This is a genomic window from Xanthobacter pseudotagetidis, assembly GCF_043194795.2.
GTDB lineage: Bacteria > Pseudomonadota > Alphaproteobacteria > Rhizobiales > Xanthobacteraceae > Xanthobacter > Xanthobacter tagetidis_A.
Map to the genome: position 1 here is coordinate 1,988,150 of NZ_CM195534.1, position 18,436 is coordinate 2,006,585.

Genomic DNA, 18,436 nt, shown 5'->3' on the forward strand with positions numbered 1-18,436 from the left:
CCGTCATGCCGATTGCGGCCGCGGTCGTTGAAAGCCTGTGCTTTGGTCGTAGCGGCGCCGCCGGATGAACTGGGCTGCCAGCGCGGCGCCGCGTACGCCTTGGACTTGGCTCTGGGCATAGGAGTTCGCCGCGGTGGCTGCCGCGATGCCGGCGGAGGCGGGGTGGAGGGCATCCAGCACGCGGATCACCTCTATGGGGGCCCGGTCAGAACTTCCGCGCCCCGATGTGCGAGCGGCGTCAGGAGTTAGTCGAGCTTGACGCCGAGGGCGTCGATCACCTGCTTCCATTTGACGAGGTCGGCGTCGATGAGGGCGCCGAACGCCTTGCCCTGGAGCACCTTGGGCTCATAGCCGAGGCTCGCCAGCTTCTCCTTCACCTCGGGCTCCGCGAGGGTTGCCGCGATCGCCTGAGCGAGCCGATCGTTGATCGCGGCGGGCGTCTTGGCGGGCACCAGGACGCCGTACCAGATGTCGGCGCTGTATCCCGGCACGGCGGCCTCCTGGACGGTGGGCACGTCCGGGAAGCTCGGCGAGCGCTTCTCGCTGGAGGTGCCCAGCACCCGCAGCGTGCCGTTCTTGACGTACTGGTCCACGGACGAGGCGGTGGCGAACATGAGGTCCACGTGGCCGCCCACGGTGTCGCTCACCGCGGGACCCGTGCCGCGATAGGGCACGTGGCGCAGCTTGATGCCCGCCTGCTTGGCGAACAGCTCCGTGGCCAGGTGCTGCGGCGTGCCGACGCCGGGCGTCGCGTAGGTGATGCCCTCCGGGTTGGCCTTGGCGAGGGCGACGAGCTCGGCGAGCGAGCCCGCCTTCACCTTCGGGTTGACCACGATCAGCATGGGCAGAGCCGAGATCATGGCGGTGGGCTCGAAGTCCTTGCGCACGTCGAACGGCAGGCTGGCATAGAGGCTGGGATTCATGACGAACGCGTTGTTCGCCATGAGGATGGTATAGCCATCCGGCGCCGAGCGGGCGGCGCTCGCCGTGCCCACGTTGCCGCCCGCGCCGCCGATGTTCTCCACCACGAAGGTCTGCCCGAGGCGCTCGGCGAGGCGCGGGGAGAGGATGCGCGCGAGGATGTCGTTGCCGCCGCCGGGCGGATAGGGCACCACGAACTTCACCGGATGGGCGGGATAGGCCTGCGCCGCAACCGGCGCCGGCTCTCCCGCGAGCGCGAGGCCGAACAGCGCCGCGAGCGCCGGCAGGCCAAGCCGCCATCCGGCGGCGGGACGTCCCTTGTGAGCTGTCATCGTCTCCTCCCTGAGTGCGCGCACCTTGAGGTGCTTCCGTTGGATGTCGTACCCGATCATGGCTCGCGCGCGATGCCGGCGCGCATGAGGTCCGAAATCGCCTGTTCCGCGAACCCGGCCTCGGCCAGCACGGCCCGGCTGTGCTCGCCGAGCCGCGGCAGATGGGGGACCGGCCCGCGGATGCCGAACGGCGAGGCGGGAAGGTGGTAGGTCTGCCCGTCCGCGCCGCCGACGGTGCCGAAGGCGCCCATGTGGCGGGCCTGGGGATGGACGGCGAGGTCGTCAAAGCTCGCCACCGGGCTGCACAGAATGTCCGCCCGCTCGAGCTCGAGGACCCAGGCGGCGGTCGAGCGGCGGACGAAGGCGGCATTGAGCTCGCGCTGCATCTCCGCGCGATGGGCGAGGCGCGCCGGCGACGTGGCGAAGCGCGCATCCTCGGCGAGCTCGGGCCGGCCGAGGATGGCGCAGAGCCGGGACCAGCGATCTCCCAGATAGGCCGCGACCATGATCCAGCCGTCCTCGGTGCGGAACGCCTCGTTGGGCGCGGAATAGGGCGCCGCGCTGCCGATGCGCTCGGGCGGCCGGCCCTCGGCGAAATACTGCGTGAGCGCAGACTGCTGCAGCGCCAGCGCCGAGCCGAAGAGGCTGACGTCCAGATGGGCGCCGAGGTCCGTGCGCTGCCGGCGCAGGATCGCGCCGAGGACGGCGATGGTGGCGATGAAGCCGGTGGTCACGTCGACGATGGGCGCCTGCACCTTGGAAGGCGCGTCGTCCGGTCCGCCGATCAGGCTCATGAGGCCGCTCGCGGCCTGGACGATGCCGTCCACGCCCGCATGCGCGGCGAAGGGCCCGGTCTGGCCGAAGCCGGAGACCGAGCAATAGACGAGCCCCGGCCGCTCCGCCGCCAGCGCGCCGTAGCCGAGACCGAGGCGCGCCATGACACCGGGGCGGAAGCTCTCCACCACAACGTCGGCGCGCAGCGCGAGACGGCGCGCGGCGCACCGCCCCTCCTCGGCCTTGAGGTCGAGGCACAGGCTGCGCTTGCCGCGGTTGAAGGCGACGAAGATCGCGGCCTCACTGCCGTACCACGGCGGAGCGAGCGCGCGGCCCACGTCGCCGCCGGGCGGCTCGACCTTCACCACGTCGGCGCCGAGGTCGGCGAGATACATGCTGCAGGTCGGCCCCGCGCCGATCTGGCTGAAGTCGAGCACCCTCAGTCCGTCGAGCGCGCCGGCGAGCCCGGAGACGGCATCGGCGTCGCCCATGGCGGTCGGGGTGGCGAGGGTCGCGCCCATCATGCCGGCTCGAACCAGAAGTCGAGCATGTCGCCCACCCGGTCGGCGGCGAAACGGGTGACGACCCGCGTGCCGACGGCGAGACGGGCAGCCGCCTCCTCGGGCTTCGAGAGGTCGACGGAGCGGAAATAGCCGCCGATGGCGGTGTCGGCCCCGTCGAGGGTCACGTAGCCGAAGGCATAGGGCGGGTCCGGCAGCTTGTCGAAGGCCTCATAGACGATGGTGAAGGCCTCGATGCGGCCGCCGGGGCCGACCTCGACCCATTCCTCGGTTGCCTCCAAAGTCTGGTCCGAGAAGGCGCGCGGGGGCACCAGGACGCGCTTCGACTTGGCGCAGCGCCGGCCATAGAGCCGTGCATTGTCCCTGAGCTCGACGAAGAAGTGGCTCGCCGTCTCGCCCAGAGCATGGCGATAGGTGATGTTCCACTGTTCCGTCCGCGTCATCAGTTCCATGGGATCGTTTCCTCTCAGGCTTCCACGACCGCGGTCGCGAAGAATTGGTGGTCGCCGCCATTGCCGCTGGCGATCGCGATCTTGGCGCCCTTCACCTGGTGCGCCCCGGCGCGGCCCCAGACCTGGAGCGCGGCCTCGGCGAGCCGCACCATGGCGGTGACGGCGATGGCATTGGTGCACAGCGTGCCGCCGGACGGGTTGACCGGGATTCGGCCGCTTATGTCGAACTGCCCCTCCCGCAGCATCGCCGGGGCGCCGCCGAGGGGCGCGAGGCCCGCCGCCTCGATGGCGTGGAACTCGGTGTTGGTGAAGGGCGCGTAGAGCTCGGCGGCGTCCACCTGTCGCGCCGGATCGGTGATGCCGGCCATGCGGAAGGCCCGCGCGAAGGAACGCGAGAGCGCGAAGGCGTCGGCATGGTCCGCCGCCACGTCCGGCCCCATCCGGTCGCCGAGATAGTAGGTCTCCGAACAGTGGCCGATGCCGGTGATCCAGACGGCATCCAGCCGGTTGCGGCGGATGTAGTCCTCGGAGGCGAGCACCAGCGCGCACCCGCCGCTCGACTGCGGGCAGCAGTCGAAGAGCTTGATGGGCCAGGAGATCATGCGCGAGGCCATGACCTCGTCCACGCTCACCGGCTTGCGCAGGTGGGCGTTCGGATTGAGAGCGGCATGGGCGCGGTTCTTCACCGCGACGCGCGCCATGTCCTCCTGCGTCATGCCGTACTTGGCGTCGTAGCGCACGCCCGACATGGCGAGCATGGTGATGGTGCCGAGCGGCAGAGGGCGCTCGTAGACGGGGTCCCAGATCTTGTTGAGCACGGTTTGGGAATCGCCGCACTCGCCCACCTTGTCGGCGCCGGCGGTCAAGACCACGTCATGGGCGCCGGATGCGATGTGATAGTAGGCCGCCTGGACGCTCGAAAGGCCGGTGGAGCCGCCCGTATTGACGCGAAGGAACGGCTTCTCCCGCCCGCCCGCGGCGTCGATGCCGAGGCGCTCCGCATTGCCGATGCCCAGCATGGCGTCGGGTGAAAGCGAGTAGACCACCGCCTCGATGTCGTCGAAGCCCAAGGCGGCGTCGGTGAGCGCGAGGGACACCGCCTCGCGCACCAGCTCGCCGTAATTGGCGTCGTTCCGCCGGGCCTGAAAGCGCGACTGGCCGATGCCGATGATGCCGACCCGCGTGCTCATGCCCGGCCCTCCGCAGGTCGCGCGAATACCGCGACCGTGTTGTACTGCATGGCGGGACCGCTGGCGGCGGCGGCGAACGCGGTCCGTGCGCCCGCGACCTGGTGCGATCCGGCACGCCCGCGAACCTGGTTCGCAGCCTCGGCGATGCGGGTCAGGCCGGCGCAGAAGATGGGGTTGTGCGCCGCGAGCCCGCCCGAAAGGTTGATGGGCAGGCGCCCGCGTTGGCTGAACTCCCCGGCGCCGAGCGCCGCCGCCCAGGCGTCGGGCTCGGCAAGACCCAGCGCGCCGTAGGCGATCAACTCCTGGTGCGGGGTGCCGTCGGTGATCTCGCCGAGATCGCAGGATGCCGGCGACATCCCGGCGTGAGCGAACGCCTGCCGTGCCGCGGTCTCGAGGGAGGGGACGCGGGCGAGATCGCGATCCCCGAGCAAGGACGCCTCAGCGCCCCAGCCGAGCCCCTTCAGGAGCGCGCAGGGAGCGGACGATCCGGCGAAGGCGGAATCGGTGAGCAGGAGGCCGACCACGCCGACGCCGGGTGCCGCCGTCATGCCGGCGCGGATGGGCCAGCGCAGCATCTGCCCGTCGGCGGCATTGTCGTCGCGCAGGATGCCGGCGGCGCGGCCGTGGGCGCGATTCTTGTCGGCGACGGCGAGCGCCGCCTGACGCGCGAGCGGGTGCCTCGCCTCCAGGCGTCCGGCCTGGAGGGCGTCCGCGGTGAGCGGATCGAGCGGCAGGGCGCGCTCGTAGCAGGGGTCGGTGCCGAGGCGCAGCGCGTCGCGCACCGAGGTCGCCTCGATCGGACTCCAGGCCATGACCAGTTGGGTGCGGAACAGGCCGGAGCGGATGCGCAGCGCGCCGAGCACGAAGGCATGCTCGCCCGCGGATGGGGTGGCGAGGATGTCGCGGTCGACGCCTCCGACCGAGCCCGACGCGGCCATGATGGCGATGGCGCGCCCGTCGAGCTGGTCGTTGGCCGCGACGACGATGCCGTCGAGGTCGTCGAAACCCAGCCCGGCATCCGCGAGGGTTGCCGCGGCCACCTCGTGAAGTATCTCCTCGAGGCTCGCTTGTTCTGTGCGGGACGACCGATAGATCGAGCATCCGACCACGGCCACTGCCGGTCTCTCGCCCATTATTCCTCCTGACGACTTTCGTTTTTCTTCGGCAGAACGCCGCCGTTTCGATCGCCGCCACGCTAGGCCGGCAGCACGGATCGGCTCAAACGCGTTTTTTCGATGCGCGCGGATCGATTTTTTCGTTTGGCCAGCGCGCCCCTGCGGCGGCTATGGAAGGCCCGGCTCGCGGAGGAGGCGGACATGGATCGGGAAAATGCGAAGGCGGCCCGGCTGCCGGGGATCGTGATCAGCGAGCCCGCCGAAGGGGTGATGCTGATCCGCATCGACCGCCCCCACCGGCTGAATGCGCTGGCGCCGCAGACCTTCCTCGCTTTGCGCGCCGCGTTCGCCGGGTTCCGCGATCATCCCGGCGCCCGCGTCGCGGTGGTCACCGGCACGGGGGATCGCGGCTTCTGCACCGGCGCCGACCTCAAGGAGACGCTGCCGCCGCAGACCCCCTTCGCGGCCAGCGTGTTCGCGGGCGACGAGGCCGGCATCCTCGACGGCAACTACATTCGCGGGCTCGACCTCGACCGGCTGCAGATCGGCAAGCCGGTGATCGCCGCCATCAACGGGCACGCCCTCGGCGGCGGGCTGGAACTGGCGCTCGCCTGCGACATCCGCATGGCCGCGCCCAACGCCACCTTCGGCCTCCCGGAAGTGCGCTCGGGCAGCATCCCGGCCGTGGGCGGCATCCAGCGGCTGATGCGCACCATGGCCCATTCCGCTGCCATGACGATGATTCTCACCGGAGAGGCCATCGACGCCAAGGCGGCGCTCGCCGCGGGGCTCGTCTCCCAGGTCGTTCCCCTGGAGGAACTGCTCCCCCAGGCCCTGGCCCTCGCCGGACGGATCGCCGCCAATGCGCCGCTCGCGGTGAAGGCGGCGCGCATGCTGGCGCGCGACGGCCTGGACATGCCGATTCCCCAGGCGATGCAGCTGGAACAGTTCGTCTGGGGCACGCTGCGCGAGACCCATGACCGCGTGGAGGGCCGGCGGGCGTTTGCCGAGAAGCGGGCGCCGCGCTTCACCGGCCGCTGAGGCGGGTCCTGCCCGTGGCGCCGGCCTTGCGCCGGGCCGGGCGCGGCCGTTGAATGCGGGACTATGAACTTCCGCCAGCTCGAAACCTTCTACTGGATCGCCCAGCTCGGCCAGTTCGGCGCTGCGGCAGCGCGGCTGAACGCGACGCAGTCCACGATCTCGACGCGCATCCAGGAGCTGGAGACTTCGCTCGGCGCCACCGTATTCGACCGCTCCGGCCGCACGGTGCAGCTCACCGATGTCGGGCGCGCGCTGCTCCCCTATGCGGAAGAGGCGCTGTCCCTTGCCCGGCGCATCCAGGAGAACATCGTCGGCCACACGCCCGTCGCCGGCCTCGTTCGCATCGGCGTCGGCGAGATCGTCGCCTTGAGCTGGTTCCCGCAGATGCTGTCGGCGTTGAGCGCGCGCCACCCCGCTCTGGAGGTGGAGGTGGTTGTGGACCTGTCCGTGAATCTCATTCGCATGCTGCGCGCCGGCCAGCTGGACATGGGCTTCGTGGTCGGACCGGTCGAGGCGCACGACATCTCCTGCCTGCCGCTCGGATCGGCGCGCATGCACTGGTATGCGAGCGCCGCTCTCGGATTGGGCGGCCGGTTCGTGGACTTCGCGGAGCTGGACGCGATTCCCATCCTCACCCTCTCGCGCGAATCCCACATGCATCGGCACGTGTCGGAGTGGCTTCTTGGCCATGGGCAGGGTCCGCGCCGCCGCCGCTTGTTCGGCTGCAACAGTTTGACCACGTTGGCTGCACTGGCGCGCTCAGGAATCGGCGTAGCGGTCCTGCCGGACATCCTCGTCACACGGGAGGTGAAGGGTGGTGAACTTGAGATTCTGAAACTGCCGCTGCCCATTGACCGCTACGACTTCCTGATCGTCTCACCCTATGGGCGCTCGGACCCTGCGGTACGGGCCATCAGCGAGATCAGCATTGCGCTCTCAAGGGAGATCGGCGGGTGTTCGTCGAGTGGCTGGAGCTATCGCGAGCGAGACGCGGCTGGGGCCACCCCATAGTTCAAGCCAGAATTCCGACAGGCTCAGGCCGGGGGAAGAGGATCGCCATCAGCTGAAGTGCTGCCCGGGTAGTGGGCCGGCCGTCGAAGCCCTGGATTGCACGGAGGAGGGCGCCCAGCTCTTTCGGGGTGGTGATGGCGGCGCGGTGAACCACTGTGGGCGAGGTCAACGCGCCTTTCAGGGCATAGGTCGGATCGTTCCCGGCGCGCGTGGTCGCGATCGCATAGCGGAACACGCCGCCAACGGTCGCGCGCAGGCGCTTCGCGGTCTCGTGGTTTCCCCGCTCATCCACGGCCTTCAAGACCTTGGGGACTTCTGCTGCAGTGATGCCGCTGATGGGGCGATTTTCCAGATCTTGGCGCGCAATGCCAAGAAGCCAGGTAACTTTCGAGATGGTACGCCCCGCCTTGCGCTCCCGCTCCATCTTGGCGATGAGCTCGTCGGCGATTGCCCCGAAGGTGTTCGCGGTTGCCACTTTGCGAGCGGCCTTGTCCGCCTTTGCCTTTTCGCTCGGGTCTGTTCCGGTGGCCAGAGTGGCCTTAGCGGCGTCGCGCGCCTTGCGGGCATCTGCCAGTCCCACCTCGGGGTGGGACCCGAGCGCGAGCTGCTTCTGCTTGCCGTCGAACCGATAGGCGAGACGCCAGAGCTTCCCACCGGCCGGCGTGCGAGCAGTTGAAGGCCGCCGCCGTCGGAGAGCTTTACAGGCTTGGGCTGCGGCTTCGTCGTGCGAACCGCAATGTCGGACAAAGGCATCGTGTTGGCATCCCAACCTGTTGGCGTGCGACGATGCCAACAATCAGGCCAACAAAAGCGATCGATGCCACCCGATGTCCTCCGCCGCCCACAGACGGAGGTTGTCGACGATCTGTTGATTTTTCAGGATCAGTCGACGCTGGCGGACGTCGGCCGACGGTGAAATGGTGCGGAAGGGAAACGAACTAATACAATAAGTCGATGTGAAATATAGTTAAATTTAATTGTGGAAAACGTTCGCGCCTACATCTGTGCCTACGCGCGAAGTTGCAGAAGAGGTTCGAATCCTCTTCTGTCTGATATTGTCTAGATACATCCAGAGTGTTCGCGCGCGCAAGGCCGATCTTTCGAGGCGCGTTTTTGGCCTATTCGCCGCCGGCCTTCTCAGCGGCCTGCTTCTCGTTCTGGAGGCGCAGGATCACCTCCACCTGCAGGACGGCGATCGCCAGCTCGTAGTCGCCCAGATTGTTCACCGCCGACACCATCCGGTCGATCAGCTGTGACCGTTCCGTCGGCTCGGCAAGATCATCAGGGTCGCGCTTCACGCCGAGCAGCGCGTCGGGCGTGGTGCCCAGCGCCTTCGATATCTTCACCAGCGTCGCCAAGTCCGGCTCCCTCGCCCCGCTCACATAGTGGAAATAGCGGCGCTCGTTCAGACCGGCCCGACGGGCGGCTTCGGCGTTGGAGAGATTGAGCGCCGCGGCACGGGCTCGAAGATTGGCTGCAAACAGGTCCATGTGAACAAAATGTTCATGGCACCCCTTGTGCCGTCTACGAACAAAATGTATCTTAATAGTTGTCCATTATGTGCGCAATCGCAACCATGAAACGCAATTCACTTTTCCAGAATGCGGCCTTCGCTCTCGGCGTGCTGATTGCTCTTTCTCCCGTTTCCGCCATCGCCCAGCGCGGCGTCGAGTTCGGCTACAAGGACCGCATCTTCGAGCAGAAGTACGTGCTGCCGACCGACTTCAGCGCCCTCGATGCGCGCGGCGTCTGGGGGATGGCCGCCCTGCTCGCGAGCGGCGGTGTCAAGCTGATCGATGACCGGCTGATCGAGGCCGCAGGTGGAGCATGCGCCTATGGCCTGCTCCTCGCGCCGCCTGAGGCAGGGACGCCGGCCCAGGTCGCCATCGATAGAATGCCGAAGGTCAAGATTGCCGATGATCCCAACGTGCTCTCGAGGACGCCGGCCTCGCCGGCGGAACGATGCCTCGTGCAGCTCATCCTGTTTCGGGACGCCATGGAGGACAGCCTCTCCATGGACCAGCAGCTCGACAGGCTGGCCCGTCATATGCGCCGGCAGTACGCCGCCGAGTGGCTTTTCCCGTCGGAGATCGCCGACCCGATGGTGAGGAAGGGCACAATCCGCTTCAAGCGGCTCACCGAACGGGTCCAGCGCCTGGACGAGCGCGGGATCGCCGTGCCGAGCGATCTGGGGGTGAGCGCCAAGCCGATTGGATGGCGGGATGGCATTCAGGCCCTGAAGGACGATGCGGCCTACGCCAAGGTGGATGCCGCCTTGACCACCGTAGAGGACGAGGCGGCGCGGGCCCTGCTTGAACAGCAGGAGCGCAAGAAGGCCGAGGAGCAGCGCGCCGAGGAGGAGAAGCGGGCCCAGGAGGAGAGGCGTCGCGCGGAGGAAGAGGCGAGACAGGCCGAACGCAGGCAGAGGGAAGAGGAGGAACGGCAGGCCGCGTTGCGCCGGGAGGAGGAGAGCCGCGCAAGACGCCTGCCGCCAGTGCCGGCTCCGCAAGCCATGCCTCAAGTGGGATATCCGTCTGCTTCGGCGAGGACCCCTGCCAACGACACCCCACGGCAAGAGGCGGCACGACAGGCGCAGATCCGGCAGCTGGAGAGCCGGCGGGCCGAGGTCGATCGCACCATCAGCCGGCTTCAGGGCCAGATGGCGAGCCGGCAGGGTGCCTTTCTTCGCAACCCTCTCAACCCGCAGGCCGCCCTCTCGGGGATCGCCGGCATCAGCCAGGTCCAGGCCGAACTCGATCAAGCCAAGGCCGAACGCCTGGAGGTCGACCGCGCGCTGACCCGCCTGAGGAAGGCACGGCCCGTGGTCGCGGCGAATGTGCCTGTGCCGGTCCCGGCAACCATGGGGACGGACTGCCGGGAAGGTGCCGCCTGTCCCGTCATCTCCGCCACCTTGTTCTGCCGCACGCCGCAGCAGATGACGGTGGTTCTCTCCCAAAGGCCGGGACCAGGCCGCCGGCAGGTCCGCGACGCCTTCATCGCCGCCGGCGACTGCCGCCAATTGGCCCAGGGCGAGACGGTCACATGGGCCGCGCCCGTCGCCATCGTCACGCCGCAGGGGGAAGGCCCGGCCGAGCTCGTGCCGGTCACGCTCTCCGATGGATCAACGGGCGTCCTGCTCAAGGACGGCATCCTGCCGCGCGCCGCTTCCCGTTGAGATCCATTTATTTCCACACGCTGGGGGATCACATGAAGGTCGTTCTGAAAAATCCGCGTACGGGTGAGCTGAGGCAGGTGAAGGTCGGCTGGAGCTGGGTGCTGTTCCTGTTCTCCTCCTTCCTCGGCATCCCGCTGTTCCTGCGCCGGCTCTTTCTGCTGGGCGCGCTGATGGTGGCGGTGAACATCGTCAGCTCGGTTCTCTCGAACACCGCCACCGAGGAGAACCCCATGGGCGCGCTCATCGGCATCGGCGTCCAGGCTGCGTTCCTCGCCTATCTTGGCATGAAGGGGAACGAGCTGACGGCGAAGAACCTGCTCGACCGCGGCTGGGTGTTCGCCAAGCCCGAGAGCCTCGAGGCCCAGTATGCCGCCTCGCGCTGGGGGATCGAGCTGCCGGCGGCTCCCGCGAGCCAGTAGCCGGCCGGGGCCTGAGGGCGACCCCGTTGACACTGCCGTCATGGCCAGGCCGAGCGCCGCGCCATGGCGGCGCCCATCGTTTCAGAAGGCCGCCAGAGGCCGAAACATGAAAATCGCTGCCGTTGCCGCTCTCGCGATCTTTCTGGCCGCCAGCGGCCTTTCCGCGCAGGCGCAGCAGATGCCGGCCGAGCTCGTCGGCGTATGGGCGCCGGATGGGGTTTCCTGCGATCTGCCCGACGATGATGTCGACGGCGAGTTTCCCTATCTGATCGTGGCGACCAACGGCTATGCCGGGCATGAAGCCACCTGTCGTCTCGCCTCGGCCGGTCCGCCGATCCGGCCAAGCGAGCCAATCCGCGTATCGGCTGAAATTCCGCTGCGAGGGGGAAGACCTCAGGCAGTGTTCGCCTTCATCTGAAATCAGACGATCCCTCCTACGAGGTAGATCGCGACTTTGCAACGTACGGCGGCAAGCCAAAGACAGCCATCCCGTTCTCTTGCGTGAGAGATCTTCACCGCAGGGCCGAGACGTACCTTCCGGCAACGCCGGATATGGCGCGGCTCGGGGAGCGAAGCGAGTAGAGCCCGGCCGGCGGAGCCGGTGTGCTATTGACGCTTCTTTCCACTTGATCGCGTATTGCGCGCTAATTTTTCATCCGACGCCAGCGCTTTGATGGTTCGAAACCGTCTGGCAAAATTGTGCACGTCGTACTGACCAAGTTTCAATACAGCGTCTGCTTGCGCCGGTGTCGCTTCGATTACGCGAGCGTTGAGCTCCTTGTCTAAGACAGCAACAGCGAATGACTGAGTGAATTGTTCTTCTTCGTTTGCTTTGTCGCCGTATCGTTTCCCTTCCTGATAGCGTTGGAGTTTGACCAGAACGATAAGGTCACGATCAAGATCGGTCAGAACCTTTGATAGGAACGCGCGGTCGCAATAGAGTGCATGTCCGGTATGCCTGTATTCGCTTTCGCCATCGCCTTGCCAGCCGCCCCACGCATTGTATCGAAACGCTGTCGAACCGTTCTTTTCTTGCCATGCATGCGACCAAGGCTCGACCGCAGCGAGTTGGAAGCGTGCGATGACGGATGCCGTGGGCCGATAAATGGAAAGCGCCGACGGAGCACCAAACGGATCGCGTTCATCCAAATTCTCCGACCGTTGGAGATGCGTAATCCACGGCTCACAAGGCTGCATCTCATCGCGACCGAAACGCGGATGTTCCTCGTTATGCGGCTCATGAAAGGGCAGCCACATATGAAACCTGGGTGATGTTGCAACGGCGAGCGCCGTCAACTCCGCTTGCCTAGGATCGACTAGGCTGGACATGACACTGCAATCCACGCGATCCGGCGAGTTCCACCATGCTTGAACGGCAATGCCCTCCGGCAACTGTCGCCCTATGCCGGCAAGCGACAGCAGGAATGTCTTGTCGGCAATTGGCAGATTTTGCTCCGCTTCATCGCCCACACCCGTTGTAAGATCATTCAACGCAACCAGGGGGTAGCGCCCGGTGCCATCGGATATCCAGTAACCGTCGTTGCGCGTGATGCGGTACTCTGACAGCCAATCCTGCCAGGGGTCGTCATAGTAGCTCTCATCCGTAATGGGACGCTCTAAAAGCAGGCGCCCTCCAACGAGCGCCAGCGCATGCCAGGCAAGGTAAGCGCCGTGCGATTGGTACGCTTCCTCAGATGGCCGATAATAGCCGCGCTGACTGTATGGGTGATGCCTGCCAGAAAAGTCGTTCATCGACGTAACGCTGGGCGCCCATGCCCTAATCCATTCACGGCTAAGGTCGTTGATGCGCCACTTCGGAAGCCCGAACACTCTGGCCAAATTGCAGATCTTGTCCTTTTCGAAGTCGTAGTCGAAAGCGAAGCGCGGCTTAGGCTCCGGAAAATCTATCGGTCGCTCCCGCGGGAAATCCCGGACGGTGTTGTTGCGCGTCCTGGCAAGGGGAAACGGCGAAACGTTCACCTTGCCGATACGTGCCTGAAGTTTCTTCGCGTTCGCATCACGTCGGCCCACGAGACAATGCCGCAAGGCCTCACATGCTGCCTCGCGAAGTCCGACATGCGGGAAGGTATCATCGAAGGCCACTGCTTCAAGATCGGATTGGAAACGCAATACTTCGGACGGATGATCTAGCGCGATGCGGGCAACGGCCAGCAAAAACCATAGTTGCGCGTTCTGTTTGAAGAACGGGAGCGACCGGTCCTGAAACGCTCCGGCATCGGCAGCACCGAACAGCGTGAACATCCGCGCGATGACGGACCAATGCCCATGCCTTGCCATCGCTTGAACCGCATGTGCCGCCCGCCAACGTTCCTTGGCAACCGGTGAGCCGAGTACGAACCATAGCAATCCGGCGGCTATTTGGTCCGGGTCCGTTCCGGCGTTCAGCTCTTCGCGCCATGGTCCGTCGCCGATGTCGTCCGCGAGTCTTGCCGCACCACTGTCGAGTAGACGGGCAAGTGCAGAACGTGGCGCGGCCGCATCGGCGCGTTTTGAGAGGATTGTCGCGGTACTTAGCCACGTCATCGCCGAGGCATCGAGCTCCCTGGTCGTCGCCGCCTCGACCAGTGCGATGGCGAGTTCGTCGATCGGTGTACCCGTCACTTCCGACAGTTTGTGGATGTCGGAAGCAAAGCCCCATTTCTTGCTAATCAGGTCTTCGGCATGCTGGCGAACGAGTCGAACGCCGAAACCGGACAGAGACGCCAGTTGAGTCGGCGAGTCCTTTGTCCACTCGTCCTTGACGGCTTGCATCAAGTCATTCTTTTCGGAGAGCTCCAAATTCCGAGCCGACACGATAGCTTCCAGGTGCTTGGCCCGATCCGCATAGGCAACGCGAGCACGCAGCGACTTATGAACTTGCGATTTGTCGACCTGCCAACCGGGCAGAGCTTCCAATTTTTCCACAAAGCCCTCGAACGACGCAGCATCGGCTGGGTCGGCAGCGGCCAACGCATCTTTCAGCACGGCTTCCCGGATCGCCTCCTCCTTCTTGCGAACAATATCCGGGCCGGTGTGGCTCGGCACAGATGAGCGGCTTTCGGTATCGGTTTCTCGCCGCAACGTGCCTCGCTGTTCAAAAAACTCGAGGCGCGTGACAAACCTAGCCGCTATCTTTGGATCGGAATCGAAGGCTTTACGGAGGTCCGCAAGGTAGTGGCTGGAAGAGCGGCCGGGAAACGAGTGCTCGTATTGATCGAGCACTTCATGCAGAATTGCGTCGGTAGCACCTCGCTTAAGCAAGGCCCTGACGAGATCGTTCCAGCCCCAATGCCACAAAGGCTGCGGATCAACCAGCCGAAGAAGTGACACGGCCGACGCCGGGCTCAATGCGCCGTCATTCATTAGATGCGTGAGCGCAGACGGCAGCGTAAGGCTCAGATCAACTTTGTCGCGATCATGCCAGCGGGCAATTTGTGCGAGGTAGGCAGCACCCGAGACCCGCGAAAAAGCCCTCGCCGTCAGCGGCCAATGCCATTTATGCGAGTCATAGACATTGATCTCGGAAATCTTGGCAAGGCGAAGCGCCAACGGCGGCGGTAAACCGGCGCCGCGCAAGGTGGCCGCAAATTCCAAGAGTTCGTACGTGAATTCGTAGTCGCCCGAGCCTATGGCGTCGAGCTCCTTCAATCCGCGTTTGAAGACCGATGCGGCTTCGGCGCGATTGGCGCGCAGAAGCGCACGTGACAGTTGGGCGAACAATTGGCTGCGATGTTGTACTTCGTCTTCGCGCTCAATCAATCGGACGGCCAACACGGCCAGGCTCCCGGCATGACTGTGACAGTCGTGCCGCTCCGCGAGCCGTTTGACGAAGCCGATCACTGTTTCGGGCGCCAAGATTTGGCATGCCTCCAAACAATCAGCCAATTGCGGGGCGGTGACCGGCGTGAGCAGATCGAGCGCTGTGAAGAGCTCGAATGCGCATCCCTTGTAGAGAGCATTCGCAAATTGCACCTGCTCACGCGGGACATACGAGCCGCGTTCGCTGGTCTTCGTCTGCTGCGTTTTCCATGCATCAAAGAATGCAGATGTTGCCACCTTCCTGTCGGCGGATTTCACAGCTGCGATCATGGTCGTAAGCTGTCTCACCAATTCAAGCAGAGGGAGGACGCCGCGAGAAATCCTGTCCGATACGTGGTATCGCTCCGATGACGACAGTGTGCTTTTCTTCCGTCGTTCCTCGATTTGCGCCGTTGTCTCGTCCTTGGTCCTTTCCAGTTCTTTGAGGCGCTGATCCAACAATTCCCGCTGTGCCTTGTCCGTCGAAGGCCGTGGGGCGTCCTCGACCAACACCCAAAGTTCCTGTGGCAGACAGTCGAAGAAGTCAGCTATGCGCGACTCGATCACGCAGCGGGCGGCGAGGCCGAGCGCAAACGGTACGAGCCGCTCGATATGCCACGCTTCACGCAGCAACCAAATACCGTAGCGTTCGGTTGCCGCGACCAGCAATGTCGCATTCAGCTCCCTCGTCATGCCGAGATTCGCCATTCGGACGGCGCACCGCATCAATGCCTTGCGGTATGTGTCGTCGTGCTGCCTGCTACTGAATTCGTCAGGAAGATCCTTGGCGGCACCCAGCTTTGCCGCGACTTTTTTCATCAACGACCGTGCTTGGGACCGGGAAGCAAAGTTAGGAAAGTTCGCGAATGATGCGACAATCAGCGCCGGCGGTACTCGAGCCATGGAGACAACTCTGACCATCGTCTTCGCAAGTTCAGGCAATTTGCCGCTTGCTTCGGCCGTTATGCAGTATTCTAACAATCGGTTTGCAACCAGGAACCCGTAGAACGGCTTCCAGCAGGAGATGTAACTCGCAAGATTTTGTGCGTTACCCTTGACGAACAGATAGAAGGCGATCGAGGCGAAATCGCTGTATTCGGGACCACCGCCCCGGTGTTTTTCCTCATCTTGTTGTTGGTGCCATCGGTGCCAGTCATCCGCCCTGACGGCATGCCCGTATGCCTCTGGACTATCGCCGTCGGCGATATAGGCGGTCGCCAATCGAGCGTGGCGTGTTCCAGGCCAGCCGGTGCGTGTCTCGAACAGACGCCGCAACGCCTCGGGATCGCCGAGACCGACCACCAAGTCGGGCTGTTCGAGCAAATAGTCTTCCCCGCGCTCGTCAACGATCACGAGTGCGGCTAGCTCGACCAGGAGATCGACGGTGGCGCTGAAATCCTTATCCTTGGCGGCCGCTCCGACCGCCGTCCGCAGCCTATTGAGCCGAATAGCGCGTTTTGCCAGATCGCTGTCGAGTTCAGCCGGGAATCGAGTATCGAATGCCAGAGCACGCAGTAAATCGGTCCGTCCCATCGCAAAGAGCAGCGCGGGAAGAGACCGGGCCGCATAAACCGAAGATCCCTGTGAGCTGGTCAAACGTGTTGCGACGCCTTGCAGCAGCGGGAGTTGTTGCCCGTAGGATTGCCGAACCAACGTTTCCGTCGGTTCGTCGCGGAAGATAAGCCCGTGGCGTGTACGCTCCAGAAGCGGCGAGAGGTCCGCTGCGAAGCTTTCCACTTCGGAACCAGCAATTCCGAACGCTGCCGCCATTTCGTCGACTGGGACCGGAGGAGGAAGTACCGAAAGGGCGCAAAGAAACGCAGCAACTTCCTGGCGCGTGCTGCCCTTGTCATCGGCTAGGCGTATCGCCTTCTCAATTCTCTGGCGAATGAGATCGTTCAGATCGATATCGGCGGCACCGGTATCGACTTCGGCCAAGGATCGATCCGGTTCAATCAGATTGGCCATCACCCGGGGATTGCCGTTCGAACGGCGGTGAATGGCTTCGATCTGGGAAGCCGTGGCTTCGGGACGCCGCTTCTTGATAAAGGCCTGGCTTTCGGAGATCGAGAATGCGCTGAGCGCGAATTCCTTGCACTGGCTCCGGCCAATCGCCAGCGCCCGACGCTCGGTCCGCGCCGTCGCGATACACACGAGACCATCGACGGACGGCGAAAGGTACGACAAACTCTCAAGCAACATCTGTGGAAATGAGGCCTGCCTCCGGTCGCGTGCCTCCATGGCTGCATTGTCGGCGGCGTCGATCATGACAATCAGACGCGCCGCAGGGTGGACGCGGCGCAAGGCCTCAATCGACTGCGAGAAACGTTGGACACTCCGGCGCACCACCTCTGTCGGATCGGTGGCGCCAGGAAGGATGGGATCACACAGGCCACGACATGCGAGTTCATTGACGATGTGCATCAATCCCTGCTCGGGGCGATGCCGCACATCGAGGGGGGAACGGTAGGCGCCACCGCCAAAGCAATCGAAGATGACTACTTCGTCGGTCTCGGCCAGGCGAGTTGCGACGCTCTGAAGGAAGACCGTCTTGCCAACGCCGCCGGCTGCATGAACAATCCATAGGTTTGAGCTGGCCAGCTCATTTAGGAACGGGCGCAATTGCTCGCGTTCGACGACCGGACCCGGTTCAGCAAACGCCTGCGGAGTGGGAAGGAGGTCGCGCTCGTGAGCAATTCCGAGTTCCGCCAGCACGTCGATGTGCGTGATGATGTTGTTCTGCTGCCCGGCGTGACCGGCCTTGTTACGCACCAATTGCCGAAGCTCACCCAGCCTAGCGCGGGCAATGGCGTCACTCGATGCCGACCAGTCGGCAATGATCCGCGCATTGCCATTTTCGACTGTACGCAGATCGCCACCTTGACCAAAGAGCGACAGCTTGGCCGCAAACACCTTGCGTTGTTCGCCATTCAAAGGAATCGTAGCTAAGAGTTGGTCATACTGTGCGCGGATTTTTTTATTCGACGGCACGGTCCCTTCTGCCAAAGAAGAGACGGCCCCGATCAGTTCGGGACTGATGGGTCGATTGGTGTAGATTGCGTAAGCAATCTTGCCTGCCGCGCTCAAATGGTCAGATTTCGATACGAGCGCCGCTTCTGATTTCGCAAACTTTCCAAGCGTCTTTGCGGCATCTGAGGCGAGAAAATTTGTTGTCTCTTTTGCAATCGAATATTTGAATTGCGCTATTTCGATGCGCGTCGCATCTCGAAAATTTGGCGCCGGACCGTAGTAGAAGGTAGCATCCGCGATCTCGATAATCGCCTGGTTGGCACCTTGCTGGTCTTCAACAGACAGCCCTTCCACGGCAATCCCGCATAGCTTGTCGCGTGGTAGCAGCAACGCCAACGCGCGCCTCGCCAACCAAGCTTCGTGGTATTGGTGCCCATCTCGCGACGCGCGTACTTTGTCGATAGCGCTATCTGCCATGTCTCTCCTAGTCCGTCATCTTTCCGAGACTGAGGGCGAGGGGCGATCCGACATCCAAAAACGTGTGGGTCAATCAAGTAACGGTTGAAGCTACGCATGTCTCGCGGTGCAAGCCATGGATGTCAGCAATGGGGTCGGGATTCGAATTTCAGCTTCCTACGATCTACACGCAGAAGCGGACTGTCCGCAACTGGCCCTACACCGGACATTCACACACGCTCTTGGCAAGGCTTCCTTCTG

13 protein-coding genes are annotated in these 18,436 nt (G+C 64.4%); 5 read left to right on the forward strand and 8 right to left on the reverse strand.

The genetic code is table 11. The features are described from left to right. Positions 1-245: 245 nt before the first annotated feature. The 5 genes from V5F67_RS09160 to V5F67_RS09180 are packed head-to-tail and all read right to left on the reverse strand — an operon-like array spanning position 246 to position 5,230. Positions 246-1,253, reverse strand: coding sequence for a Bug family tripartite tricarboxylate transporter substrate binding protein (locus V5F67_RS09160; protein ID WP_394019003.1), 1,008 nt, complete (start codon positions 1,251-1,253; stop codon positions 246-248). A 56-nt stretch (positions 1,254-1,309) separates the two neighbouring features. Next, complete coding sequence (locus V5F67_RS09165) at positions 1,310-2,551, reverse strand: CaiB/BaiF CoA transferase family protein (RefSeq protein WP_394019005.1); 1,242 nt, start codon at positions 2,549-2,551, stop codon at positions 1,310-1,312. Further along, a complete protein-coding gene (locus V5F67_RS09170) occupies positions 2,548-3,000 on the reverse strand; it encodes a Zn-ribbon domain-containing OB-fold protein (protein ID WP_394019007.1) in 453 nt (150 codons plus the stop codon). Before V5F67_RS09170 ends, V5F67_RS09165 begins: the two co-directional genes overlap by 4 nt. Positions 3,001-3,014: 14 nt before the next feature. Further along, on the reverse strand, positions 3,015-4,190 hold the full coding sequence (locus V5F67_RS09175; RefSeq protein WP_394019009.1) for a thiolase family protein: 1,176 nt from the start codon (positions 4,188-4,190) through the stop codon (positions 3,015-3,017). Then, entirely contained in the window at positions 4,187-5,230 is a 1,044-nt protein-coding gene (locus V5F67_RS09180) for a thiolase C-terminal domain-containing protein (RefSeq protein WP_394019011.1), read from the reverse strand. Before V5F67_RS09180 ends, V5F67_RS09175 begins: the two co-directional genes overlap by 4 nt. Positions 5,231-5,506: 276 nt before the next feature. Here V5F67_RS09180 and V5F67_RS09185 point away from each other — a divergent pair, with 276 nt between their 5' ends. Further along, entirely contained in the window at positions 5,507-6,346 is an 840-nt protein-coding gene (locus tag V5F67_RS09185; protein WP_394019013.1) for an enoyl-CoA hydratase/isomerase family protein, read from the forward strand. 63 nt (positions 6,347-6,409) lie between these two features. Next, positions 6,410-7,357 (forward strand): LysR family transcriptional regulator, encoded by a 948-nt coding sequence (locus V5F67_RS09190; RefSeq protein WP_394019015.1) that lies wholly within the window; start codon positions 6,410-6,412, stop codon positions 7,355-7,357. Position 7,358: 1 nt separating this feature from the next. Here the strand turns inward: V5F67_RS09190 and V5F67_RS09195 are convergent, their stop codons facing one another. Together V5F67_RS09195 and V5F67_RS09200 are read right to left on the reverse strand one after the other, a co-directional pair. Then, positions 7,359-8,150 (reverse strand): tyrosine-type recombinase/integrase, encoded by a 792-nt coding sequence (locus V5F67_RS09195; RefSeq protein ID WP_394019017.1) that lies wholly within the window; start codon positions 8,148-8,150, stop codon positions 7,359-7,361. 325 nt (positions 8,151-8,475) lie between these two features. Then, the gene (locus V5F67_RS09200; RefSeq protein ID WP_394019019.1) at positions 8,476-8,847 is read right to left on the reverse strand and encodes a helix-turn-helix domain-containing protein; all 372 of its coding nucleotides are present in this window, start codon (positions 8,845-8,847) and stop codon (positions 8,476-8,478) included. Between the two features lie 86 nt (positions 8,848-8,933). Between V5F67_RS09200 and V5F67_RS09205 the strand changes: the two genes are divergently transcribed. The 3 genes from V5F67_RS09205 to V5F67_RS09215 all read left to right on the forward strand — a co-directional run bounded on the left by V5F67_RS09205 (position 8,934) and on the right by V5F67_RS09215 (position 11,369). Then, entirely contained in the window at positions 8,934-10,532 is a 1,599-nt protein-coding gene (locus V5F67_RS09205) for a hypothetical protein (protein ID WP_394019021.1), read from the forward strand. 32 nt (positions 10,533-10,564) lie between these two features. After that, the gene (locus tag V5F67_RS09210; protein WP_394019023.1) at positions 10,565-10,951 is read left to right on the forward strand and encodes a hypothetical protein; all 387 of its coding nucleotides are present in this window, start codon (positions 10,565-10,567) and stop codon (positions 10,949-10,951) included. A 106-nt stretch (positions 10,952-11,057) separates the two neighbouring features. Next, complete coding sequence (locus V5F67_RS09215; protein ID WP_394019025.1) at positions 11,058-11,369, forward strand: hypothetical protein; 312 nt, start codon at positions 11,058-11,060, stop codon at positions 11,367-11,369. Positions 11,370-11,557: 188 nt separating this feature from the next. Here the strand turns inward: V5F67_RS09215 and V5F67_RS09220 are convergent, their stop codons facing one another. Then, complete coding sequence (locus V5F67_RS09220; protein WP_394019026.1) at positions 11,558-18,196, reverse strand: hypothetical protein; 6,639 nt, start codon at positions 18,194-18,196, stop codon at positions 11,558-11,560. Between the last annotated feature and the right edge of the window lie 240 nt (positions 18,197-18,436).

Excerpts from the sequence above, each read along its gene's own strand:
- V5F67_RS09160 (WP_394019003.1), bottom strand. The coding sequence starts at position 1,253 with ATGACAGCTCACAAGGGACGTCCCGCCGCCGGATGGCGGCTTGGCCTG.
- V5F67_RS09165 (WP_394019005.1), bottom strand. The coding sequence starts at position 2,551 with ATGATGGGCGCGACCCTCGCCACCCCGACCGCCATGGGCGACGCCGAT.
- V5F67_RS09170 (WP_394019007.1), bottom strand. The coding sequence starts at position 3,000 with ATGGAACTGATGACGCGGACGGAACAGTGGAACATCACCTATCGCCAT.
- V5F67_RS09175 (WP_394019009.1), bottom strand. The coding sequence starts at position 4,190 with ATGAGCACGCGGGTCGGCATCATCGGCATCGGCCAGTCGCGCTTTCAG.
- V5F67_RS09185 (WP_394019013.1), top strand. The coding sequence starts at position 5,507 with ATGGATCGGGAAAATGCGAAGGCGGCCCGGCTGCCGGGGATCGTGATC.
- V5F67_RS09190 (WP_394019015.1), top strand. The coding sequence starts at position 6,410 with ATGAACTTCCGCCAGCTCGAAACCTTCTACTGGATCGCCCAGCTCGGC.
- V5F67_RS09200 (WP_394019019.1), bottom strand. The coding sequence starts at position 8,847 with ATGGACCTGTTTGCAGCCAATCTTCGAGCCCGTGCCGCGGCGCTCAAT.
- V5F67_RS09205 (WP_394019021.1), top strand. The coding sequence starts at position 8,934 with ATGAAACGCAATTCACTTTTCCAGAATGCGGCCTTCGCTCTCGGCGTG.
- V5F67_RS09210 (WP_394019023.1), top strand. The coding sequence starts at position 10,565 with ATGAAGGTCGTTCTGAAAAATCCGCGTACGGGTGAGCTGAGGCAGGTG.
- V5F67_RS09215 (WP_394019025.1), top strand. The coding sequence starts at position 11,058 with ATGAAAATCGCTGCCGTTGCCGCTCTCGCGATCTTTCTGGCCGCCAGC.
- V5F67_RS09220 (WP_394019026.1), bottom strand. The coding sequence starts at position 18,196 with ATGGCAGATAGCGCTATCGACAAAGTACGCGCGTCGCGAGATGGGCAC.